22 protein-coding genes and 1 pseudogene are annotated in these 22698 nt (G+C 34.8%); 10 read left to right on the top strand and 13 right to left on the bottom strand.

From position 1 onward, the window contains the following. Positions 1–81 precede the first annotated feature (81 nt). Positions 82–582 carry a hypothetical protein gene (locus BOQ64_RS14050; RefSeq protein ID WP_129057454.1) on the top strand — a complete coding sequence of 167 codons (501 nt, stop codon included), beginning with the start codon at positions 82–84 and terminating at the stop codon, positions 580–582. Positions 583–742: 160 nt separating this feature from the next. On the opposite strand, the gene BOQ64_RS14045 is transcribed toward BOQ64_RS14050, so the two are convergent. The 3 genes from BOQ64_RS14045 to BOQ64_RS14035 form a co-directional block, all read right to left on the bottom strand. After that, on the bottom strand, positions 743–1741 hold the full coding sequence (locus BOQ64_RS14045) for a phosphotransferase enzyme family protein (RefSeq protein ID WP_129057453.1): 999 nt from the start codon (positions 1739–1741) through the stop codon (positions 743–745). 108 nt (positions 1742–1849) lie between these two features. Continuing rightward, a complete protein-coding gene (locus BOQ64_RS14040) occupies positions 1850–2830 on the bottom strand; it encodes a threonine aldolase family protein (protein ID WP_410494465.1) in 981 nt (326 codons plus the stop codon). A 175-nt stretch (positions 2831–3005) separates the two neighbouring features. Continuing rightward, complete coding sequence (locus tag BOQ64_RS14035) at positions 3006–6017, bottom strand: reprolysin-like metallopeptidase (RefSeq protein WP_129059735.1); 3012 nt, start codon at positions 6015–6017, stop codon at positions 3006–3008. Between the two features lie 226 nt (positions 6018–6243). Here BOQ64_RS14035 and BOQ64_RS14030 point away from each other — a divergent pair, with 226 nt between their 5' ends. Then, positions 6244–6897, top strand: a complete 654-nt coding sequence (locus BOQ64_RS14030) for a metal-dependent transcriptional regulator (protein ID WP_129057449.1) — start codon at positions 6244–6246, stop codon at positions 6895–6897. Between the two features lie 45 nt (positions 6898–6942). On the opposite strand, the gene BOQ64_RS24885 is transcribed toward BOQ64_RS14030, so the two are convergent. Then, positions 6943–7365: a DMT family transporter gene (locus BOQ64_RS24885; RefSeq protein WP_228448405.1), complete on the bottom strand. Its 423-nt coding sequence runs from the start codon at positions 7363–7365 to the stop codon at positions 6943–6945. A gap of 114 nt (positions 7366–7479) precedes the next feature. Continuing rightward, positions 7480–7850: pseudogene (locus BOQ64_RS24880) on the bottom strand (DMT family transporter); the annotation flags it as partial. Positions 7851–7962: 112 nt separating this feature from the next. On the opposite strand from BOQ64_RS24880, the gene BOQ64_RS14020 reads away from it, so the two are divergent. Next, positions 7963–8436, top strand: coding sequence for an Lrp/AsnC family transcriptional regulator (locus tag BOQ64_RS14020; RefSeq protein WP_129057448.1), 474 nt, complete (start codon positions 7963–7965; stop codon positions 8434–8436). A 154-nt stretch (positions 8437–8590) separates the two neighbouring features. Then, positions 8591–9310: an IND family subclass B1 metallo-beta-lactamase gene (gene blaIND, locus BOQ64_RS14015; RefSeq protein WP_129057447.1), complete on the top strand. Its 720-nt coding sequence runs from the start codon at positions 8591–8593 to the stop codon at positions 9308–9310. A 79-nt stretch (positions 9311–9389) separates the two neighbouring features. Here blaIND and BOQ64_RS14010 read toward each other — a convergent pair whose 3' ends face one another. The 3 genes from BOQ64_RS14010 to BOQ64_RS14000 are packed head-to-tail and all read right to left on the bottom strand — an operon-like array spanning position 9390 to position 12430. Continuing rightward, the gene (locus BOQ64_RS14010; protein ID WP_129057446.1) at positions 9390–10529 is read right to left on the bottom strand and encodes a hypothetical protein; all 1140 of its coding nucleotides are present in this window, start codon (positions 10527–10529) and stop codon (positions 9390–9392) included. A 26-nt stretch (positions 10530–10555) separates the two neighbouring features. After that, positions 10556–11458 carry a TssN family type VI secretion system protein gene (locus BOQ64_RS14005; protein WP_129057445.1) on the bottom strand — a complete coding sequence of 301 codons (903 nt, stop codon included), beginning with the start codon at positions 11456–11458 and terminating at the stop codon, positions 10556–10558. Between the two features lie 54 nt (positions 11459–11512). Then, the gene (locus tag BOQ64_RS14000) at positions 11513–12430 is read right to left on the bottom strand and encodes a type VI secretion system baseplate subunit TssG (protein ID WP_228448383.1); all 918 of its coding nucleotides are present in this window, start codon (positions 12428–12430) and stop codon (positions 11513–11515) included. A 545-nt stretch (positions 12431–12975) separates the two neighbouring features. Here BOQ64_RS14000 and BOQ64_RS13995 point away from each other — a divergent pair. From BOQ64_RS13995 to BOQ64_RS24550, 6 genes are all read left to right on the top strand, one after another. Continuing rightward, the gene (locus tag BOQ64_RS13995; protein WP_129059734.1) at positions 12976–13767 is read left to right on the top strand and encodes a S1/P1 nuclease; all 792 of its coding nucleotides are present in this window, start codon (positions 12976–12978) and stop codon (positions 13765–13767) included. 193 nt (positions 13768–13960) lie between these two features. Further along, on the top strand, positions 13961–14827 hold the full coding sequence (locus BOQ64_RS13990) for an RNA polymerase sigma factor RpoD/SigA (protein WP_002979276.1): 867 nt from the start codon (positions 13961–13963) through the stop codon (positions 14825–14827). 257 nt (positions 14828–15084) lie between these two features. Beyond that, the gene (locus BOQ64_RS13985; RefSeq protein WP_129057443.1) at positions 15085–15684 is read left to right on the top strand and encodes a hypothetical protein; all 600 of its coding nucleotides are present in this window, start codon (positions 15085–15087) and stop codon (positions 15682–15684) included. 8 nt (positions 15685–15692) lie between these two features. Continuing rightward, positions 15693–16193, top strand: coding sequence for a GNAT family N-acetyltransferase (locus BOQ64_RS13980; RefSeq protein ID WP_129057442.1), 501 nt, complete (start codon positions 15693–15695; stop codon positions 16191–16193). Positions 16194–16451: 258 nt separating this feature from the next. Beyond that, entirely contained in the window at positions 16452–16916 is a 465-nt protein-coding gene (locus BOQ64_RS24555; protein WP_262708759.1) for an FAD-dependent monooxygenase, read from the top strand. Beyond that, the gene (locus BOQ64_RS24550; protein WP_317127667.1) at positions 16880–17569 is read left to right on the top strand and encodes an FAD-dependent monooxygenase; all 690 of its coding nucleotides are present in this window, start codon (positions 16880–16882) and stop codon (positions 17567–17569) included. The genes BOQ64_RS24555 and BOQ64_RS24550 overlap by 37 nt, the downstream gene beginning before the upstream one ends. 33 nt (positions 17570–17602) lie before the next feature. Here the strand turns inward: BOQ64_RS24550 and BOQ64_RS13970 are convergent, their stop codons facing one another. The 5 genes from BOQ64_RS13970 to BOQ64_RS13950 all read right to left on the bottom strand — a co-directional run bounded on the left by BOQ64_RS13970 (position 17603) and on the right by BOQ64_RS13950 (position 22581). Next, positions 17603–18067 (bottom strand): heme-binding domain-containing protein, encoded by a 465-nt coding sequence (locus tag BOQ64_RS13970; protein ID WP_129057440.1) that lies wholly within the window; start codon positions 18065–18067, stop codon positions 17603–17605. Between the two features lie 4 nt (positions 18068–18071). Continuing rightward, the gene (locus tag BOQ64_RS13965) at positions 18072–18710 is read right to left on the bottom strand and encodes a DUF3347 domain-containing protein (RefSeq protein WP_129057439.1); all 639 of its coding nucleotides are present in this window, start codon (positions 18708–18710) and stop codon (positions 18072–18074) included. Positions 18711–18756: 46 nt separating this feature from the next. After that, on the bottom strand, positions 18757–21519 hold the full coding sequence (locus tag BOQ64_RS13960; protein WP_317127589.1) for a multicopper oxidase domain-containing protein: 2763 nt from the start codon (positions 21517–21519) through the stop codon (positions 18757–18759). Positions 21520–21608: 89 nt separating this feature from the next. After that, entirely contained in the window at positions 21609–22082 is a 474-nt protein-coding gene (locus tag BOQ64_RS13955) for a DUF3347 domain-containing protein (RefSeq protein WP_129057438.1), read from the bottom strand. A gap of 118 nt (positions 22083–22200) precedes the next feature. Beyond that, a complete protein-coding gene (locus BOQ64_RS13950; protein WP_228448382.1) occupies positions 22201–22581 on the bottom strand; it encodes an HYC_CC_PP family protein in 381 nt (126 codons plus the stop codon). Positions 22582–22698: the final 117 nt, after the last annotated feature.

The raw sequence follows: 22698 nt of genomic DNA, 5'->3' as shown, positions 1-22698 counted from the left end.
TAAAATTAAGATGACAATATACTTTATACAAATACTATTATTATTTTAGCAACGTAAAAATTGGATATAATAATTAAGGAAATGAAAAAATTAATCTTACTGGGTGCTGTTTCAGCTTTTTTAATCAACTGTAATAAAAAAACTGAAGCTCCTGCTCCAAAAGTAAACACTGATACTATTGCCGTAGAAGAACCTGTAGTAGATACTTTAGGTCCAAAATCATTCTGCTATGTAGGAGTTGTGGGAAAAGACAGCGTCTTTGCTTCTATTGATGATAATCTGGGAACTATTACTGGGAAATTATCTTATAAAAACAGTGAAAAAGACAGCTCAAAAGGAGATGTAACAGGCTTTAAATCGGGAGATACTTTAAAACTGACTTATGAATTTACCTCTGAAGGGAAGAAAAGCAAAAGAGATATTTATTTCTTACAGAAAGACAATGTTTTAACAGAAGGTATTGGTGATCACAAAGAAGAAGACGGACAGTCTAAATATGCCAACGAGAATAAAATCACCTATAAAGATAGCCCTACATTGAATACTGCTGATTGTAAAGTGGTAAACAAAGCTGTAAAATAAATCAGCAAATACAATTAAAATCAAATAAAAATGCTGTTCTCAAATCCGGGAACAGCATTTTATTTTTATAAAGTTTCAGAATGAAAAGCATAAACATCTGTGAAATCTGTGTAATCTGCGAGAACCATATATCATTATCTACCCTGAATTGCCTCAATGACTAAGCTTCTTTCTCCCAATAATTGTTTACAATATTTCTCATAATACCAACATATGATTTCACATGTGGAAGCTGAGTGAAAACCTGAAACTGATCATGGGTAGTATGAAAGTTCATATAAAACAACCAAAATCCAATCGAAAGATAAGGTATAGAAGCAAGTTCCTGAGAACTTACAGAACGGTATTCACGATATCCATCCAGAAAAATATGATAAGCTCTCTGAAATTCTTCATAAGTCATTCTTCCTGCAGATACATCTAATACAAAATGGATCCAAAAAGTCATAATATCATTAACCAGCCAACCATATCCCATAAAGTCGAAATCAAAAAAAGTTACGGTGTTATGGTCAAAATGAAAATTTTTAGGCAGGAAATCAAAATGACAGTATCCTTTTGAAAACTTTGAAGTATCAAATTTTGTCAGGTTACGCTCTATTTCAGCAGCAATATTTTGCAGCCATTTGTAATCTTCGGGGTTTTCTTTAAAGACAGGTTTTAATCTTTCCAAAGGTTTAAAAACAGTGGTTTGGAGATCAAAATTCCATCGTTCGTATTCTACTTTAAAATCTGAGGAAACATTATGAAAGTGAGCCATTTCATTTCCTAAGGCACGAAACTGATTATCATTCATGACTCTAATCACACGACCTTTAGCAAAGGAAAATAGAACACCATATCTTACTCCTTCAATAGCTTCCAATTTTAAAATAACATCTCCGGAAAGGTCTTCAATTGGATAAGAAACAGATACATGAGCATCTTTTAAAGCCTGTAATAGTCTTACTTCCTCTTTAATATGCTCTAAACTTCGATGAGAAGAACGGTAGATGCGAAGTATAAAACGTTCCTCTTCCGACTCTACCCGATAAGTATCTCCCACTCCTCTTACCAGAAGCTTACATTGAACATTTTTGAGTCCATATTTTTCAGCAATAAGTTCTGATAATGCAATTGGACAAAGTGTTGAGTAAGTTGCAGGAAAAATAGATTTCATGGTATTTAATTAATTGTATGTATGGATTCAGATCCATATCTGATAAATGAGCTTAAATATATTTTCAGGCTTCAAAAACTCCCATCTTCCCTCTTCCAGCCTCCTTTCCTATAATTCTTCCCTAATAATTTTAATAAAATGGTTTACAGCATCATCACTTGTACTCCAGGAAGTAATCAGGCGAATGGCAGAGAGCTCTTCATCTACTTTTTTCCATACGAAGAAATCAAAGCTTTCTGATAAAGTTTGGATAAGATTATTACTTATAATTGGGAAAATCTGATTGGTGTACGTATCAGAAAGAAATTTAATGCCTTTTTCCTGCAAAGCGTGCTTGATCTTCATCGCCTGTTGGTTGGCATGTTTCGCTAAATCAAAATACAGATCATCCTTCATGAGTTCCAAGAACTGAATTCCCAGTAACCTTCCTTTTGCCAATAAAGCTCCTTTCTGTTTGATATTGAATGCAAAATCCTCCTGAAGAGCCGGATTATTAATAATGATAGCTTCTCCAATTAATGCTCCGTTTTTGGTTCCTCCCAGATAAAAAATATCCGTAAGTTCTGCTACTTTTTCTAAACTAAGATCGCTTATTTCAGAAGTTAATCCATGACCAAGCCTTGCGCCATCCATAAAAAGATAGAGACGGTTTTCCTTACAAAATTTGGAAAGCTCTTCCAGTTCTTTAGTCTGATAGATGGTCCCCAGCTCCGTAGAATTCGAAATATACACCATTTTAGGCATCACCTGATGGGGTACATTCTTATGATTTTCCAACACCGGAATAATATCAGATGGTCTTAGCTTTCCATCCTCTGTTTCAATACTTAAGATTTTATGGCCTGTTGCTTCAATTGCCCCCGTTTCATTATTCAGAATATGCCCTGTAGATGCAGAAACAGCACATTGATAAGGTTTTAAAACAGAAGAAATCACAATTAAATTGGCCTGCGTTCCACCGGAAACAAAATAAACGTCTGAATCTGTTTTCTTTATTTTTTCTTTAATTAACTCTTTTGCCTTTAATGAGTACTCATCTTCTCCATAACCAGCCTGTTGTTCAAGATTACACTGTAAAAGAGCCTGCAATATATTCGGATGACACCCTTCAGAATAATCGTTTTGAATGAAAATTTCATAAAGTAAAATTAAAAAAATGAAACAAGATTCTCTTATGAAAACAATTAAAATTTAATATTCTAAAATTATGTAATCAAAAGAGGTTATCTTTCCAGATAACCTCTTTTCTCACTTTCTATTCTGTTTATTCCTTAATAACTTTTAATTGGTCAACTAAAACTTTATTATTCAGTAATCTCAGCATATAAACTCCTGTTCTAAATCTGGAAAAACTAATCTTAGAACTTAACATTACATTGCTGTCTATAAGTTTTCCGGAGATATCATAGAGCTCATAATGGGTAATTTTTTCATCACTTTCCACATTAAGAATGTCTTTCACAGGATTTGGTGCAATCTCAGTGTGTTTTTTAGTTACTCCATTGACTGTTAAAGTTGATGTTATTTTTAATATAATATTATTCTGACTCAATTGATAACATACTCCTGCCTGACTAAGCTCTGCCATCGTCTTATTCATCAAGTTACTTTCTGTTCCTGTATAAGAAATTCCGTAAACTGTATAGTTTCCAACAGGTAATGTTGTAAAATTAGCTGTAGTACTTGTTTTCACTATAGAATTTGTAGAATTATTGATTGCAATATAAGTATAATTTATTCCTGCAGGCGCATCAATAATATTGTAAAACTGTCCTGCTCCGTCAACACTTATTTCTGCACTTTGCCCAACTGGAACTCCATATATATTTTTAACCGTCATATAATACTCTACACCTTTTTCGAGATTAGCGTAAAGATATCCCAAAAATGAAAAACTAGTCCCTGTACCTAAATACACACCTGTTGAAGAAATAAAATTAGCCGAAGAAACCTGATCTCCTTTATACACAGTAGGGACAAGAATTTTAGGACCTGTCCAGCTTAAAGCATAAGGCCCTGTTTCTGTAACTTTAAATCTTACAGGAAGTAGAGATGTGCTGGCAAGAACAGCATAAGGAGCTGTCATTGTCTGATTATAAATATAAAGAGGAAGTGAAATCATATTGGCTGCAAAAAAATCCAGTGATTTTATATTGTAAGCCTGGTTAGACGGAGTCTGAGGCTGTAAGTTAAGGTTAGCTTCGGGACTTCCCTGAGTGGCCGTAATTTCTTTCATCTGTTCAACTATAACAGAAGGAAAAGCTTTACAGTCTGAATCAATAGTAAAATTAGTATCAGAAACATCAAAAAACTCTGCAAATTCGTTAAGAACAGCAGTAACTTTAATTCTTGCACGATCTGTATAGATAACTGATGGCAAAACTACTGCTGCAGAACCGTTATTAGGAACATCAGAAGCCAGTATATGAGGAAAAGTGATCCCTCCATCAGTAGACAGAAGAATATTCACAGTGTTCTTTAAAACATCGGTCTGATTCACATTCCATGTTACATTTAGATTAGCTCCTGAGTTTAGGGTAATATTGGAATTAGGATAAGTAACTGCTAAAGGTCCCTGGTCAGTCACTGTTACTAAAACCTGATCAGAATCTACTCCACCTGAAACTATACTGTTATCTCTCACCGTAAATCTCATTTTAATGGTTCTGGGTACGAGAGATAATACTTCAGCAGCATTTACCGGAGGAGTATTCTGATTATCCAGTACAAATTTCATTTTAGGAAAATATCTCTCCGTAGTCTTGGTACTTTGTTCGGACCTGAATAATGGTGCTGTTGCGCTGTTAGCTGCGGGATATCCTGCTAACCCGTTTATTGTACTTCCCATTGCTCCCTTATCATAAGTAGTTGCTATATCTGTCTGATCCCAGGTATATGATAGATTTGAGTCTTCTGCATCACTTCCTATACCTTTCAATTTAAATGGTGTATTCTTTGGAATGCTGACAGCAATATTTCCAACACTTGCAAAAGGAGGAGTATTAGGAACTGTAACTGAACTATAGCAAGTTGAATTGAATTTCACAGTATTTAATATCTGGTCTAAGCTTCTGGCGTGGAAATAATCCAGTTTATTCACTCCGGAATTCGTTTGATTAAAAGGAGTAGAACAATTAGTGCCATATCCCATTATAGTAGAACCGGCTCCCGGCTCCACCGCAGAATTAAAACTCCATTCGTCTGTACAGGCTTCAGGATTAGAAGGATACCCACCCATTGCATTAAACGTATGACCTGCTCCAAATTGATGCCCCATTTCATGAGCAATCAGATTAGCTGTTGTTGATTTTGGTGCAGTAGTTATCCATTCACTCCATGCTCTGGCTTTAATAGGTGCATTACAGGGCTGAGGACCGGCTTCTCCTCTTGCACCACCTACCGTTCCCGGTAAGATATTGAAAGTATGGCCAATATCATAATCAGCTTGAACCAATGTTCCATTTGTATTCATGGTATTAAAGCCAGTTTGTGAATTGGCGGAAGATGCAAAATAAGGATTAATAGTAAATGGATCTGTAGCTCCATCTGTAAAAATCAGTGTTTTATTAAGTGTTTTTTCTATCAGTTGAAAAGAAACAGAAAGTTCTGATTCATAAATCTGGTTAATCAGATTTACCATCGCCACCACTTCTCCCAATGCCGCATCCTGACTTCCGAAAGCAGTAGTAAACTCACCTGTGGCAGCTACTGCCAATCTGTATACTCTCATGGTATTACCATAAGGAAAATTGGTTACAGATTTTTGAGCGTTTAATTGTTCAGCCACTGTCTTAAGGCTCTCTTTAAATCCATCTTTATCAATCTTACAGCTAAACTTCTCACCGAATGTTTCAAAAGAGTTATAAATTCTATATTCTCCTTTTTCTGTTTTATAAGGCTCAATAATAAAATAACCGTTAGTTGATTTAATCATAGCCGTCATTTTATCTCCTGCTAATGTTAACTTTATTTTGGATTTCCTGTCTTTCGAGTATCCGTCAAAAGTGATAATATCATCAAGCTTCTTGCTCAAAAGATTGTTTTCATGTAAAATAAATTCCTGTTGATTTCCATCTATAAGGGTTAAAATAACAGACTGATTGCTAACTTTAACCGCTTTTTTTCTATTATCCTTTACATTTCTTTTAAAATTTTCTACATTAAATTTAAAGGTGGTTCCGGGAAGAAGTTCTGGGTTTAAACCATTAGTATTTGAAATCTGTGCATTCATAAGAAAAGAAGCACAGACCGAGAGGAATGTGAGTTTTAATTTCATAGTTATTTTTTCTTAAATATATACATTAATCGCCTTCAAAAGACGTAGCTGTATAAAATTATTAAAAAATCAACATATTAAATACCCAATCACTAATTCCTATCTTTCAATAAAAAAGAGTGCTTTTTAAGCCATATTAGAATCTTTATAAACATATATTCATATTCGGGAATGCATAAACTTTAATATTATTTTGTTAGATTTGTATTGAAAATCATCTAACATTTTGAAAACAACCCTAACAGAAGAAAATTACCTGAAAGCTTTGTTTCATTTAGTTGACAATGAAGGAAAGGTGACGATTAACGAACTCAGCAAATTTTTAAATGTAAAAATGCCGAGCGTTAACAATATGATGAAAAAATTTGCAGAAAAGAAATGGGTCATTTATGAAACCTACAAACCTCTGATCGTTACAGAAAATGGCAGACGTGAAGCAGCTTTAGTAGTACGTAAACACAGACTTACTGAAATGTTTCTGGTTAAGAAAATGAATTTCGGCTGGGAAAATGTTCATGAAATTGCAGAACAGCTGGAACACGTTCATTCTCAAATTTTCTTTGACAAAATGGACGAAATCCTGAACCATCCCAAATTTGATCCACATGGAGAACCTATTCCTGATAAAGACGGAAATATTATCGCCCAGGACCTGCAGAAATTAAGCAGCTGTGAAGAAGGAGAAACGGTTGTCTTTGCATCTGTCACCCTTTCTGATGATGCTTTCTTAACATATCTAAATGATCGGAAGCTTCTGCTTAATACCAAAGTAAAGATTATTAAAATTGAAAGCTTTGACAAATCCATGACCATAGAGATTGATGAAAAGAAAGAAATTCTCAGTAAAAAAGCTACTGAAAAAATATTGGTAAAAAAATAAAAAAACAGTGATTTTCACTGTTTTTTTATTCTTCTTATATTAATTTCAATGCTCCTCTATAGGTTTAACCTTTTTTGGTTTTATACTCAGTAAAAAAACAGTTGATATAATAAAAAGACTCCCCACCCAATCTACTGGAGAATAAGAAACATTAAGCCATAACACGGCTAAAACTGTTGCTGAGAGGGGCTCCATGGAAGCAAGAAGGCTTGTTTTCTGTCCACCAATAATCTTTACCGCTGATAAATAAGCATAAAATGCAACTAACGTACCCAAAATAACAATAAAAGCTGTGTACCCGAATGCCTGTAAATCCCATGTACCTTCTACCTGCCACGGAGCTTTTACAAAACTGAACACAATACCACCACATAGCATTCCCCATCCAATTACCAAAGAAGATTTATATTTTGAAAGAAGCTTTACTGGCTGTAGTGTATAAATAGCCAGAGATACAGCAGATGCCAAACCAAAAAACAAAGCAGCTCCGGAAATTGATAAACTTGAAATATCTCCATGAGTGACAAGCAATACTGTTCCCAATACCGCCAGAACAATAGCTATTATTTCCAATAAAACAGGAACTCTCTTGTTTTTAAAAGCAAGATATATAGCAATAATTACAGGTCCTGCATACTGTAAAACTGTAGCAGTTGCAGCATTGGAATGCTTTATCGCTGCAAAATAAGTATACTGAACAGCCAACATCCCTGTTATGCTGAAAATAATAAGCTGTACAGCATCCTTTTTATTTTTCCAAATCTCAAAAAGATCTGATTTTTCTCCAAATTTTGCAAAAACAAGCAGAAAAAACCTGAGACAAGCAGCCTCATTGTAATCATCCATTCAATATTAATCCCTCGTTGCTGAAAGAGAAACTGGGCAAATGTTCCGGAGATTCCCCAAAATAACGCTGCCAAAACAGCCAAACAAAATCCTTTTACAATATTCATAAGTTCAAACAGTATTTAAAATGCAAAATTGCATCAAATACTGCTTGATTTTTAACGAAATTTGAGTAATTATTTGCAATTTTGTTTCATCAACCTATTAATTTTCAAAAAAATGAATGAACTGGATCATTTTGATATTTCAATTCTCAACATACTACAGAAAAATAATCTTACTCCACAACGTGATATTGGAGACACTATTGGCTTATCAGCTGCTGCTGTTCAGAGACGTATCAAAAGAATGCGTGAAACGGAAGTTATTAAAGCCGATGTATCTGTTATTGATACAGAAAAGCTTAGCCATTCGGTGACCCTTATTGTAGAAGTCTTTTTGGAAAGAGATAAAATACATCTTATTGATGAGGCTCAGGCATTATTCACTTCTGCTCCCGAAGTACAGCAATGTTATTATGTAACCGGTGAATCAGATTTTGTTTTGATCATTGTTGTTCCCTCTATGAAAGAATACGAAATTCTGACCCGGAGAATATTTTACAGTAATGAAAATATTAAGCATTTCAGAACCTTAGTTACCATGAATACAGTAAAATCCGGACTTGATATTCCTTTGGATCTGTTGTTATGATTATCAATACATCATTAACTTAATTCGTTAAAAAACGGTTAAATTCTGTCTTAAAAAGAGTCTGTTGCTTTAAAATGATTAGGTTTGCAAAATATTCTGTGGAGGTATCATATCTCCTATACGTCCTAAACTTTAACTATTACCTTTAAAAATTATGAAAAAAAGAATTCAGTTCTTTATGGTTTCGATGATGCTTACCCCAATGTTCAATGCGCAGGTAAAGGATTTCGTAATTGAACCACCCATTAAAAATAACTTACATATTTATAAAACATTTGGAGTATTTGGTGGTAAAGAATATTCTGCCAACTCAGTATATCTTGTCACTAAAAAAGGAGTCGTTTTATTTGATGTTCCATGGGAAAAAGTACAGTACCAGAGCTTAATGGATACTATCAAAAAACGTCATAACTTACCCGTTGTTGCTGTATTCGCTACCCATTCTCATGACGACCGTGCCGGAGATCTTAGCTTTTTCAATAATAAAGGGATTAAAACCTATGCTACCAGCAAAACCAATGAATTTTTGAAGAAAGATGGAAAAGCCACATCTACTGAAATCATCAAAACCGGAAAACCTTATCGCTTTGGCGGAGAAGAATTTACCGTTGATTTTCTGGGTGAAGGACATACTGCTGATAATGTGGTGGTATGGTTTCCAAAATACAAAGTACTGGATGGCGGATGCCTTGTAAAAAGTAATTCGGCTACTGATTTAGGATATATTAAAGAAGCCAACGTAGAACAGTGGCCAAAGACTATGAATAAACTGAAAGCCAAATATTCACAGGCAACATTAATTATTCCCGGACATGATGAGTGGAAAGGCGGTGGACATGTAGAGCACACACTGGAACTTCTGAACAAAAAATAAATAAGGTTTTTATTTAACCAATAAAAAAATCCCGAATTAGAAAATTCGGGATTTATCTTTTTATAACGGGAAGAAGATTTTAATCTAAAACACTCCAACCTCTCTTTGGATTGGTATTGGTAGAAACTTCCTGTTCGTTAACAATGATATTTTCTTTTCTCTGACCAATATAGTCCAGTTCGCTCAGTTTAGAGAAAATAGTTTCTAAACTTCTCAGCATCTGCTGAATGTAAAGTAACGGTTCACCACAGTTATGATGATCGTAATTGGTTTCTGCTACAATAGAAAGCTGATTCAGTAAAGTATGTGGAGCAATTTCACTCCATTCTAAACTATAGTTCAGCATTTCTTCCAATTCTGCAGGAACCAGAAGCTGAGTTGAGTTATACAAATGAAGAGCTAATCTTGCAAAAGATTCAATTAAAAATACAGGTGGTTGGTAAGGTGTAATATTTCTGAACTGGAAATACATATCTCCAAAAGTAGTTACCATGGTATTACAAACAAACTTAACATTCTGTGCTAAGGCTGTATTCTGGTTCTTATGAGATGCCTTCTGAATGATTTTGAAAGCATACTGCTGAAGATTTCCAATAGATTTTGCAAAATTGCTGTAATAATCTACCAAAGCCGGATGACTCTGAATTGAAGTACATGGTGGAATAAAATTAGAATCTACCTGTGCAATATTTGCCTTTAAATCTACCTTTCCGATAATCAGATAATTCCCCCCCGAATAGCTGCTGTTCAAAGAAGTTACAGGAAGAAGTTCAATATGGTGATTGGGCTGTGCATTTGGGTGACGTGGCGGAATTTCTTCCGGATCAATATCTCCAAAAGGAACTTTATCAAACGGATTTACAGAGATCAGAATATAATACTCACCGTCTGCCTGCTCTTCGTTCATTGACTTTGCCAGCGATTTTACACTGATTCTTCTGTCATTTAATTCAATACGGTAACCCGCCATGGTAACAGCACTGCATCTTTTGATAACAAGCTGTACATCATTGGTAGCAGTATTGTGAACATCAAAAATAGTACGGTCTGTATACTCAGTAGAGATAGGCAAAAGCCCATAATTATATGTAGTAATCCCAAGAGAATTGGAATCTCTGATCGTATCAATTAAGAAATTATCCTGATCATTAAGGTGCCTTTGGGAAACCTTCATCCCATCCACCCAATTGATTGCAAAATGTTTAATAGGCTGTATCATGTTTAATACTTTTTAATTTTTTGTGTTTATGATTTTCTTGCGACTCCCTCCTCTTCATGCTGAATGACTCTCTTACAAATAACCACTTCATTTTCAGAAATGCTGTTTGCAGTAATGTCCTGGTCGAAATCTATATATTTTCTAAAGCTGAAAAACGATTTTTTGGTGTAAAAGATCCAGTAATAAGGTTCTCTTACTTCATCAGAAAGATGAATGATAGATCCTGGGTTTTTATGGTTATAGTCATCTACCACTCTGTAAAACCAGTCTCCAAAAGTGATTCCTGTTGGAAGCGTTTTAGCTTTAATTCTGAATCGGTTTGAATCTTCAAGGTTTTTACTTAATTCAACATTCAGAACCATCAGACGGTCAAAATCTGCTCCTTCAAAATCAGGAAGCTTTTGCTCCGGAGAATATCTCCATGTTTTGTAAATATCAAAAGGAATACTGATAAACTGAATATAGCAGTAGTAAAACACCATAGGAACTACAAAGATCAGCATACTTGTAGCAGCCATTACAGCATATCCCGTATCTCTGCTCATCCAGTTGAATAACAGGGTAAACAAAAATCCACCCAATGCAATACACGTTAATGAAAGTATAGATTCAAACAAAATACTCATTGCCAGAGAATCAATATGCTTTTTGAAATATTTGTGTAATAAATTAACGTGGATAATCCCAAAAATAAGGTAAATAACCTGTGCAATGAGATACCAGTACGGATTAAAAAGGTTTCCGGCAAATCCAAAGAAACCTGGAAGAGCCAGGCATAAGCTGCACAGAAGAACATATACAATAATTACTTTAATTTTGATCGCAGGTTTGTTTCTCCTGATAATTCCCAGGATAAACATCATAATGATTGCGATTAAAGGCATTAAAATATACCTTAAAAAAATACCTTTTACTGAAGAAATTTCCATTTGTTTCTTTTCGAATTTATACTTTGTTGGTAGTTGTAAATATAATAAAATAATTTAGAGGAATGTAGAGTATCCAAGGCGGCTGGCATTTCTTTCATCATCCTCAAGACTGAACGAGTATTCCAGTTTTTCTGTAACGAAATTCTCTTCTATATCCACTGTAACAGGAAGAAAATAATCGTACAGTGTCTGAAGAACTTTTCTGAATGGGCTTCCCGGAATGTATTTTTTCATCTCTGTATAAGGAATTGGGCCGATATTCACTACCCAGTTCCGTTGTCCGTCCATATGTCTTCCACTCGGAATATAGGTTACTCCCAATCTTGAGTTCCCCAACAGCATTGAATCATCATTTTTCTCTATTTCATCAATAACATTGGGAGAAAAAGTTACCTTAACCGGAACCTGAAGAAAAGCAGTCATACATCTTTCAAACCATCTTTTATCTCCACGGATCTGATGGAAAAACGGCAGAATATGTATAAAAATATAGGCACTCTGTCTGTCCAGCATATCAATAAGCGGCCAAAGCTCACTTACGGTTTCCAGTAAAGCATCTGTATTACTGGTAATATCAAATTCAGATTCTTTAAGAAGCGCACTGATCTCTGTGAAAAAGACCTCCAGCTCAAAAGGGCGGAAAAATTTTCGTGCATCATCCTCTACTCTTTTCTGCTTTCTGATTTCTCTTACAACTGTATCTACATTTTTTCTTGAAGCTCCCAGAGAAGGTGGATGGAAAAGTCCTTCAGGAAGATAATCATAAATTCCTTCCCTATAACTTTCTATCGTGAATACTTCCTCATCAAAACCTAGATAACTGCTAGAAATGCTTTTAATATCCTTAAGATAAGCACGGTCATTCACCCCGACTCTCTCAATAAATATATTGCTTACCGTCCGGTGATATTTTAAAAGATTAACAGCTACAGCCTCTGCTTTAAAGTCTGTCTGCAGCTTATTATAGTTCATATCTACTATATTGTTCTCATGCATAGTGTTTCCTGTGATTATGACTTGTAAAGATAATATATCTCATAAGTTTGAAAAAATATTTTGGCAATAATTTTATTTTAAAAATACTAATTTATTGACATTAAAAGGAATAATTTACAGTAAATTCCGTAAAAATACGGTAATAAGCGAATTTATTCAAGGTTTAAAGTTTAAAGTTCAATATTCAGAATCAATAGGTTATCGTTTTGAGTTTAAGATTCAATTGATGTAGTCTGCCTGATCTAAGCCCGTTTTAAAGTATTCCTGATGAAGTAAAACTCAAATACTTTTTAAAGTTCAAAACTTCAATGTATATCCTTATTATTATATATTACCTAGATCCTCTGCATCCCTCACCTCTCACTCCGTATCCCATCAATCCCTCTCCCGCAAACCTAATACAATTCCCTATTTTACTCAGATTAAATTTTATTAACACTATCCTTTGGAATAAATCCAAGATTATGTATGTTCATTCGGAAAGGGACCGTATCTTTGCAGACTGAAAATTGTTATTTAAAATGAAAAGTATTTATTCTAAAATTCTGATTTTAGCATTCATTTCCTCTTCACTTTATTCTTATGCGTGGGGATTAACGGGGCACAGAGTTATTGCAGATATTGCAGAAAACCACCTTTCGAGAAAGGCTAGAAGAGAAATTAAAAAAATAATGGGCAAGGAACGTCTTGCTTATTGGGCTAACTGGCCAGACTTCATTAAATCTGATACTACCGGAGTTTGGAAACAGGCTTCATCATGGCATTATGTAAACATTGATCCGCAAGCTGATTTTAAAACTTTTGACCAAAACTTAAAAATGCAGGCAGGGCCTAGTCTTTATACTCAGGTAAACACCCTATCCAGCCAGATTAAGGATGAAAAAACATCAGCAAAAGACAGAAAAATTGCTTTAATCTTCCTTATTCATATTATGGGAGACCTTGCACAGCCACTGCACGTAGGAAGAGCAGATGATTTAGGTGGAAACAAAATTAATGTTACCTATTTCGGAGATAAAACCAATTTGCATTCTGTTTGGGACGGTAAATTAGTAGATTCTCAAAAATACAGCTATACTGAATATTCTAAGCTTCTGGATATTAAATCTAAGGAAGAAGTTGCACAAATCCAATCCGGAACTCTGGAAGACTGGTTGTATGATTCTCATAAAATTGCCAACAAAATTTATGCACAGACTCCTGACGGATCAAAATTATCTTATGACTATCAATACAAATTCAATGATACTCTTGAAAGACAGCTGTTATACGGTGGATTAAGATTGGCAAAAGTATTGAATGAGCTATTCTAATTAGACATAGAATTCTTATAGATATAGATAAAACGGGACTTTGGTTCCGTTTTTTTTTGTTTAAAATAACAGGCTACTCCAGCTCTTTTCTCATCTTCTGATAAAATATTTAATAAAAAAATAAAATTGGTGTAACCTTTTTACTTTTCCATACGTATATTATATAGTAACTCTTTTTTGAGGATAAAAATAAATGAGACAATTAAAAATCACTAAGCAGGTTACCAACAGGGAAACTGCTTCATTAGACAAGTATTTGCAGGAAATTGGTAAAGTGGAACTGATTACTGCGGACGAGGAAGTAGAATTGGCACAAAGAATACGTGCTGGCGATAGAGCCGCACTGGAGAAATTAATTAAAGCCAACCTTCGTTTCGTAGTTTCTGTATCTAAGCAATACCAAAACCAAGGTCTTTCCTTACCCGATCTAATTAACGAGGGTAACTTAGGATTAATGAAGGCGGCAAAAAGGTACGATGAAACTAGAGGTTTCAAATTTATCTCTTATGCAGTATGGTGGATCCGTCAATCAATTTTACAGGCGTTGGCTGAGCAATCAAGAATTGTAAGACTTCCGTTGAACAAAATTGGTTCCATCAATAAAATTAATAAAGCATACGCTCACCTTGAGCAGGAAAATGAAAGACCACCTTCTCCGGAAGAATTGGCTGAAGTTCTTGACATGAGTGAGGAAGATATTAAAGAATCTATGAAAAACTCCGGTAGACACCTGTCTATGGATGCGCCTTTAGTAGAAGGTGAAGATTCTAATCTTTATGATGTATTGCGTTCAGGAGAATCTCCAAGTCCTGATAAAGACTTAATGCTTGAATCTCTTCAGATTGAAATTGAAAGAGCATTAAATACTTTAACGCCAAGAGAGGCTGATTTGGTAAGATTATACTTCGGACTGAACGGAAAACACCCAATGACTTTAGAAGAAATTGGTGAGACTTTCGATCTTACAAGAGAGAGAGTTCGTCAGATCAAAGAAAAAGCAATTAAGAGACTAAAACACAATACCAGAAGTAAGATCCTTAAATCTTATTTAGGTAAATAATTTTAGCGTAAACAATTTTATAGGCGGAGTCTGTTTTCAGGCTCCGTTTTTTATTTTTGACATAGGAGATATTAATATCACTCTGAATTAAAAAAATAAAAATTTCGATTTACATTCTATTCTATAAGCTTCTGTAACATTTTTCAAAGTTTGTTCAACTAATTAAAATCATATCTTTTATCCCCTGTGGTAGAATTCAAATGATTAATTTTAGTTATTGGGATATAATACTGATTACCAATCAAAACAAACATATTATGAAAAAAATACTTTTCGCAGCTACATTAGCTTTATCTTTACTCTCCTGCAGAGAGAATAAACCAAAAAATAAACCTGTTATAGAAAACGCTGTTGATAATGCAGAGTCTTCCATTTCATCCATTGCCAAAAGTGGTTATTCCCGCGGTGGAAATCTGGTTGAAAGCATCTATGACGAACTTTTAAAAAATGATAAAGCACTGCAGGATCTTGATAAAAGAATAACAGATATTAACAGTGAAACCAATACTGTTATTAATGAGTATACCAGTATTATTGATAAATCAGAAAATTATTATCATGATGCTAAAAATCTTACCGGTTCAATTACAGATTCTATCGCAAAAAAAGAAATTGAAAAAGAGATTCAAAATAGTGCAGATAAGTACAATATAAAAAATCAGAACATCAAAGATCTGATCAAAAAAACTAAAGCAAACCAAAGTGCAATCTACAACCAGTATACTGTATTCAAAATAAGAAAGACCCTTCCTGAAATTGAAAAGTACCAGAATGCCCATCCTTTAAAAACAGATCATCTGGATCAGTTTATCAACAAACAGAATAAATTACTGGAAGAATTAAAGAAATTAAAATAAAACATCTCATGAACTATACTACACAATGGCTTAAAGATAAAACGCGCGTCAAGGAATTGGTAGACTTTTTTATCACCCATAAAACAGATTCTTACATTTCCCATGGCGAAATGATGTCTGGCAGAGCTGTAGACACTCATCACTGGAATCCGGATCTTGAAGTTATTTTAACAGAACAACTCCTTACCGATTTCAATTCCGATGGAAGCTCCAAACTGAATATCTTGATTGCAGAAGATGAAAACAAAGAGATTGTTGGGATGATGGTTTTCAATATTATCAACAGTCCTTTTAAAAAGTATGCAATTCTGGAAGATATGCTTCTGGATCAGTCCGTAAGAGGACAGTCTCTTGGAAGTAAACTGCTGGAAAAGGCTATTGAGGAATCTAAAAGCTGGAATATCAGTTTTATTTTGCTGGAAAGCGGAGTGAATAATCACGGAGCCCATCAGTTTTTCAACAGGTATGGTTTTAAAAAAGTATCGGAAAGTTATATTTTGACATTATAATCTTTGAAAGTTGGAAAATTGCAAAGGCGCAAAGAAGCCGGATCTATTAAATGCTTTTAAGGCGCAAGGATTATTTTATCTGTTTAAACCTGTGCATCTGAAAATAATAGTGTTTATATCTATTTTATGGAATTGTCATTCTGGTCTATATTTAGAATAGCAAAATACAGAATAACAAAGAATTTTATTCGTGCATTCGTGGCAAAAAGCATTTGTGTCCTTACTTATTTCCAACATTATCATTTCACAAGATAAACAATGAAAACAATTTCAATCATCGGAGCCGGAATTGGCGGACTTACCTTAGGAAATGTCCTTCAACAGCATGGATATGATTTTACCATCTACGAATCTGCACCGGAAATAAAACCTGTGGGAGCCGGAATTATGATGGCTGTAAATGCCATGCAGGTATTTGACAAGCTCGGGTTGAAGGAAAAAATTGAAAATGCCGGAAATAAAATTCACAGAATTACATTATCTGATGAATCACTGAAACCTTTTTCAAAAACGGAAATTCTTGAGCTTGAAAAGCAATATAACTCATGTAATGTTGCTATTCACCGGGCAGAATTACAACGTATTCTTGCAGAAAACCTGGACCAGAACTCCATTCATCTCAATCATTCCTTACAGAAAATTGAAAAGAAAGAGAATTATATTTTAGATTTTGAAATGGTAATCAGATTGAAAGCTCCATTGTTTTCGGTGCTGATGGTATAAAATCTCCTATCCGGAATCAAATATTAAAAACAGGATCTATCCGAAGTTCCGGACAGAAATGCTGGCGTGGTTTAGTAGATTTTGAACTCCCTGAACAACATCATCACGAAGCTTTTGAAATGTGGGGAAAAGGTAAACGATTTGGTTTTGTAAAGATTTCTGAGAAAAAAGTATATTGGTATGCATGTATCAATGAACGAAGCTTTAGCAGGGATTCAGAAATAGAAGACATCTTTAAAGACTTTAATGAATTGGTTTTAAATATCATCAAAGCTACCTCAAAAGACAATATCATCTGTAACGAAATTTCAGACCTCACTCCTATCCCTCAATGGTATGCTAAAAACCTTTGCCTGATTGGAGATGCAGCCCATGCTACCACTCCCAATATGGGACAAGGTGCCTGTCAGGCTATTGAAGATGCTTATGTTATTGGCCGATTACTGGAGAAAAACAAAGATTTTAATTCGGTTTTTGAAGAATTTCAGAAAATCAGGAGAAAAAAAGTGGATTATATTGTGAATACCAGCCGTACTATTGGTAAAATTTCTCAATGGGAACACGGAAACTCATTGCGTAATTTTATGATGAGTTTAATTCCGGAAAGCATCAATCAAAAGATGGCTAAGAAGATTATTGAACTTGAGCTATAAAAAAAGCCGGAAACTATTTCCGGCTTTAATCTATTACTTGCTGTTCTCTGTATGGACTAACTCTATCCAGTCAACAACTTCTTTAATCTTTTCATCAGACAACTTTGCATCACGATGAAGATAGAGATAAGAAGAAAGTGGCATTTTACCCTGTTTTATCTGGTTTTCAACAGCTTCTAATTTATTAGATTGTTTTCTTTGGCTGTATAATCCCCATTCGCTGAAGTTCAACTCCTTTTTTCCATCTTTGATATGATTTTCTATGAAATAGCTAAAGGGCTGAATGTATGCGTAAGCAGGATAATCCGTTCCATTACTGTGACAATCATAGCATGAAGTTCTCAAAATAGATTGTACGTTTTTAGGGATCTTATAAACCTTTGAAATGTCAGATGAAGGTACCTGCCCGTAATCAATATTACGAACAGGCTGAATCACCTGAATGATTAAAAAAATAAGGAAAAAACCTAAAAATATTCTTTTAATAAAGAGGCTCATTAATCTACAAAACCTTTTTTACAGATCCACAGTTAAGCATTTTTGTCCCTTCATAAGGATTGACAATCTCTTTTGTTTCACTAATCCAGGTTCCTCCTTTTCCATTATTATACATAGGGCAGAAATCCTGATATAGCTTTAAACCACCGTTTCCAACTTCCCCAATCAAGTCTGTAATATCATTACTCAAAGAGAGTAAATGTTCTCTCTGATGCCCTATATCACTAGAATTTTCTCCAATATGTTCTGCGTTTTCTGATGCACTTTCCAAAATATCACGCACTTCGGAACTGTTTTTTACATTGATCTGGCTGATATCTATTCTCTTTAATATAGAAAAAAGAGTTTTAGCTGCATCAGAAGCTTTTTCAGAATCATCCTGAGTCAAAGCATTTTTTAAAGGAAGATATGCTTTTATCACTTGCTGTATTGGAAAAGCTGAAAGTTCAACGGTTTCTTTCTTATTTTCTTCCGGATTTTCTTCTTTTCCTTCTGGGTTTTGGTTTGAAGCGACAACGGAATCTGTTTTATTTACGTTTTTGATTTCTGGTTCTGCTGATTTATTTTCAGATCCTTTATTTTCGGGTTTCGTACATGAATATAATGTAGCTCCCACTAATAATACGGTTATTATATTTTTCATTGTTTCTGACTGATTTTATAAAATAATGCGGTTAAAAATTAATACGTTAAGGTAACACCTGCTCCAAAGCCCATTTCGTTATCATAATTTCCGGAAACAGATAACCATTTTGCAAGATATATCTTATTCCTGTTGAAAATTCTCCATCGGAATTCACACTGAAATTACCTCTCAATCTTCTGGAAAGTGGAATATCTTCTCTGCTTAACTCCAATAATACCTTTCCATTTTGGTCTACGCTTGCGTCTGCTGTAATTAACATCGGTAATACATACTGCATCCCCACGATGAAGGAATATCTGCTTTTTGAAGCTTTCTGTTGCCCGAACCAGGTTTTCTTTCCATGAAAATCCATTCCCATATCCTCTGCCATCTGTCTTTCCATAATTTCATGGTTTTTCTGAAATCTAACCCCAGCATAAGGTAATGCCCACTGGAATTTGCCTAAGAATCTTCCTACTTTTGCACTTCCTTCAAAATGATCGAAGTTCCAGTTGGTATGAAATTCGTTCAGGTTAGCCCATCTTGGTCCGAACATCGTCATGGTTTCTGCATGAATTTTATTGCTTGCTACATCCAGCATTGCCATAGAACTAACCATTTTATTGTCTTTCAAAAAGTTTTTCCAAGCTAACTTTCTGTTAGGAAGCTGTGGATTTGGTTTTGAATTTTCATAACTGAAGATTCTTCCCATTCCTGCCATCATGTGGTACAGGATATGACAGTGGAAAAACCAGTCACCATCCTGATTAGCAGCAAATTCGATTGTAACAGTTTCCATTGGCATGATATCTACCACGTTTTTCAATGGGGAATACTCTCCTTTTGAATTAATCAATCTGAAATCATGTCCGTGAAGGTGCATCGGGTGACGCATCATGGAGTTGTTATACAGTTTGATTCTTAAAATCTCTCCTTTTTTAATCAGAATTTTATCTGTTTCTGTAACCGTTTTATTGTCTAGAGTCCACAGATAATGGTTCATATTTCCTTCCAGCGTAAACTTCATATTACGAACGCTGTCTGTTGGAAGAATGGTCTTTTCAGGAGACTTTAAAATATTATAAGACAATCTTTTGATCGTTTTTTCTTCCTTCATATCCATTCCGCTATGTTGAGAATGATCCTCTTTCTCTTCTTTCGTTTTCACGCCCATCATCTCGTTGATGTGCTTCGCAGTCGTTTTTCTTTGACTTTCTGGAATTTCCGGGTACATTACTTCATTCATATCCATCATCTGGTTTCCCATCGTCATGGTCATTGGCTTCATATTTCCGCTCATTTCCATCATTCCGTTCATCATTTTCATTCCTTCAAAAAGCATCAGTCTTGGTAAATTAGGAGCTTCTATTTTTTCACCGGAACCCAACCAAAGGGAAGCATGTCCTATTCTGTCTTCTGAAGTGGCACGGAATTCAAAGCTTTTATTCTCAGGAATCGTAACTTCAATATCATAGGTTTCTGAAACTCCGACAATCAATCGGTCTACTTCTACAGGAACCACATCATTTCCGTCATTTCCTACTACTTTTATTTTTCCACCACCATAATTCAGCCAGAAATAAGTGGATGAACCGCCGTTGGCGACTCTTAATCTTACTTTATTTCCTGCTTTCAGATTAGAATAGTCAGAACTTGGAGTTCCATTAATTAAGAACTTATCGTAATATACATCACTTACATCCATGGCTTCCATCCTTTTCCATTCGTTCAGTGCTTTTGTTCCAAAATTTCCTGATTTAATGGCTTCCCAATAACTTTGAACAGCATTTTTCTTTACCGCATACCAATCTGTATTGGCCATGTGAAGTCTGCGGGCAATCTGCATGGGATCATCATCACTCCAATCTCCTAATAGTACAGGGATTTCTGCATTATATTCGGTTCTTGGTTCACCTTCTCTCTTTTTAAAGACTAAAATCCCGTTCATTCCTATCTGTTCCTGCAGTGCTTCATGAGAATGATACCAATAAGTTCCGTTTTGAGAAACTTTAAACTTATATAAATGGGTTTCCCCCGGTTTTACAGGTTTTGTGGTAAGATAGGGAACTCCATCCTGCTCATTAGGAAGAATTACTCCATGCCAGTGAAGTCCTGTATTCTCCTTCAGCATATTGTGCAGATAAATTTCAGCAGTATCTCCTTCTGTAAAGTACAGTGTAGGTGCCTGAAGTTTGCCGTTGATAGCAAGAGCTCTTCTGTTTTTCCCCGTAAAATTGACAATGGTGTCTTTTACATACAGATCATAACGGACTTTTTTACCGCCAAAAGTAAGTTTTCCGTTCTCTGAATTTCTTTTCAAAACAGATTTTTCACCTTTTGGGTTTTCAACGACAGTATGTTTGTGGTCTTCTTTTTCTACCAGCTCCATTCCACACTTAGGGCACTTTCCCGGCTTATCTGAAATTACTTCAGGATGCATAGGGAAAGTATAAGTTTGGGCCGATGATACAATTTTTGTTTGGGTTACTGATTTTAAAGCTGGTTTAGCCGGTTGAATAGGTTCTGCTTTCCTTACCATATCCATTTTCTTAGCTTCTTCAGCCCTCATTACCTTTTTAATATCAGTTTTTCCTTTATTTATTTTGGTTTCTACCGGTTTCGTTTTTGTCTCTATTTTAGGTGCAGATTGTACTGCTGGTTTTACTACAACGGTTTTCTTTACCAATGTCATGTTACACTTCGGGCAGTCTCCTGGTTTTGAAGAGACCACTTCAGCATGCATAGGACAGGTATAATAGGTCTTTGTTGTTTGTGCGAAAGTAAAAACAGAGAACAAAAGCACCAGAAATATGATTAGTTTTTTCATAATATTCCGAACTTTTTAAAAGCTGCAGAGCTTAAAGTTTAAAATAAATTAAACTCCACAACTTATTGTTTTAAAGACTAATACAGTAATTATTTAATTTCTGACTTTACACTTCCACAAGAAAGCATAGATTTTCCGTAGTATGGATTCATGATTTGTTTTTCATCACTTAACCAACTTCCGTCAGCCATTGGGCAATACTGTACATAAACCGGTTTGTCGGAAAGTTTGAACTCCTTCGTCAGAGCAATCATATTGTCTGATAAATTAAGGAAGGTCTCTCTCTGAGCATCAACGGTTCTCGCTTCTGAAATAACAGAAGCATCTTTTCTAAGAATATTAAGGTTTCCTTCTGAAACTAATTTATAATCGATAGTGGAAGCCGTTTTAATAAATTCAGTAGCTGCTTTTGAAGTTTTATCAGCATCATCAGAAGCTAAAGCCGATTTGATGGCGATATAGTTCTGATATAATTTTGAAACCTGAGCGTCTTTTTTAGACTGCGCTGAAAGTGAAATAACTGAGAATAAAGATAAGGCTGCTGTAATGATATACTTTTTCATTGTTTTAAATTTTAGAATTAATTTTTTAAATAAAGAATAAGGGTAACGCACATGAAATGCGTCAAGACATGTCATTCTATAACGATATTACAATAACATCGAAAACGACTGACGGATTCTAAATTCTAAAATTACAATGATTAATGTAGATAGGTACCGGCCTGTATTCCGGTGGTGCATTGATCTGAATCTGAGTGAATTTGGTAGCAGAAAAAGATCTGTCTACAAAAGCAAACTGATGCATCACAGGAATTTCTGAAATCTGTCCTACAAAATCAATGTTAAGCAAATCAGACTTCTGGGAATCATCTACTTTTACAACTTTGATTTCTGTTTTGCAGCAACTCTTTTTATCCTTGACACCACATTTGCCACAAATATCATCAGCTTTCTGGCTTACAGAAACAAATTCTTTCATACAGTAATGAATGCTAAATGCCGCTCCGGAAGAGAATCCGAAGTAGAAAATAGAAAACAGTATGGCAAGAATCTTTTTCATTGTTGAGACAAAGTTAAAAATATTCAGGAAACCGTTGTTATAAAATTTTGTATTGTTGTTATAAAATTCCGGTAAAACAAAAATCCTCTGAGAAATAATTCAGAGGATTTTTGTTCT

The sequence above is a fragment of the Chryseobacterium sp. CH25 genome, assembly GCF_004119455.1.
Taxonomy (GTDB): Bacteria; Bacteroidota; Bacteroidia; order Flavobacteriales; family Weeksellaceae; genus Chryseobacterium.
Note: the sequence above shows the minus strand (reverse complement) of the source record. Positions and strands in the feature narration are given on the sequence as shown.

Coding starts and splice junctions, on each gene's coding strand:
- BOQ64_RS13995 (WP_129059734.1), top strand. CDS start 12,976: ATGAAAAGTATTTATTCTAAAATTCTGATTTTAGCATTCATTTCCTCT.
- BOQ64_RS13950 (WP_228448382.1), bottom strand. CDS start 22,581: ATGAAAAAGATTCTTGCCATACTGTTTTCTATTTTCTACTTCGGATTC.
- BOQ64_RS13960 (WP_317127589.1), bottom strand. CDS start 21,519: ATGAAAAAACTAATCATATTTCTGGTGCTTTTGTTCTCTGTTTTTACT.
- blaIND (WP_129057447.1), top strand. CDS start 8,591: ATGAAAAAAAGAATTCAGTTCTTTATGGTTTCGATGATGCTTACCCCA.
- BOQ64_RS14020 (WP_129057448.1), top strand. CDS start 7,963: ATGAATGAACTGGATCATTTTGATATTTCAATTCTCAACATACTACAG.
- BOQ64_RS14005 (WP_129057445.1), bottom strand. CDS start 11,458: ATGGAAATTTCTTCAGTAAAAGGTATTTTTTTAAGGTATATTTTAATG.
- BOQ64_RS14010 (WP_129057446.1), bottom strand. CDS start 10,529: ATGATACAGCCTATTAAACATTTTGCAATCAATTGGGTGGATGGGATG.
- BOQ64_RS13955 (WP_129057438.1), bottom strand. CDS start 22,082: ATGAAAAAGTATATCATTACAGCAGCCTTATCTTTATTCTCAGTTATT.
- BOQ64_RS13985 (WP_129057443.1), top strand. CDS start 15,085: ATGAAAAAAATACTTTTCGCAGCTACATTAGCTTTATCTTTACTCTCC.
- BOQ64_RS13970 (WP_129057440.1), bottom strand. CDS start 18,067: ATGAGCCTCTTTATTAAAAGAATATTTTTAGGTTTTTTCCTTATTTTT.
- BOQ64_RS14000 (WP_228448383.1), bottom strand. CDS start 12,430: ATGAACTATAATAAGCTGCAGACAGACTTTAAAGCAGAGGCTGTAGCT.
- BOQ64_RS24555 (WP_262708759.1), top strand. CDS start 16,452: ATGAAAACAATTTCAATCATCGGAGCCGGAATTGGCGGACTTACCTTA.
- BOQ64_RS14050 (WP_129057454.1), top strand. CDS start 82: ATGAAAAAATTAATCTTACTGGGTGCTGTTTCAGCTTTTTTAATCAAC.
- BOQ64_RS13980 (WP_129057442.1), top strand. CDS start 15,693: ATGAACTATACTACACAATGGCTTAAAGATAAAACGCGCGTCAAGGAA.
- BOQ64_RS13990 (WP_002979276.1), top strand. CDS start 13,961: ATGAGACAATTAAAAATCACTAAGCAGGTTACCAACAGGGAAACTGCT.
- BOQ64_RS14045 (WP_129057453.1), bottom strand. CDS start 1,741: ATGAAATCTATTTTTCCTGCAACTTACTCAACACTTTGTCCAATTGCA.
- BOQ64_RS14035 (WP_129059735.1), bottom strand. CDS start 6,017: ATGAAATTAAAACTCACATTCCTCTCGGTCTGTGCTTCTTTTCTTATG.
- BOQ64_RS13965 (WP_129057439.1), bottom strand. CDS start 18,710: ATGAAAAATATAATAACCGTATTATTAGTGGGAGCTACATTATATTCA.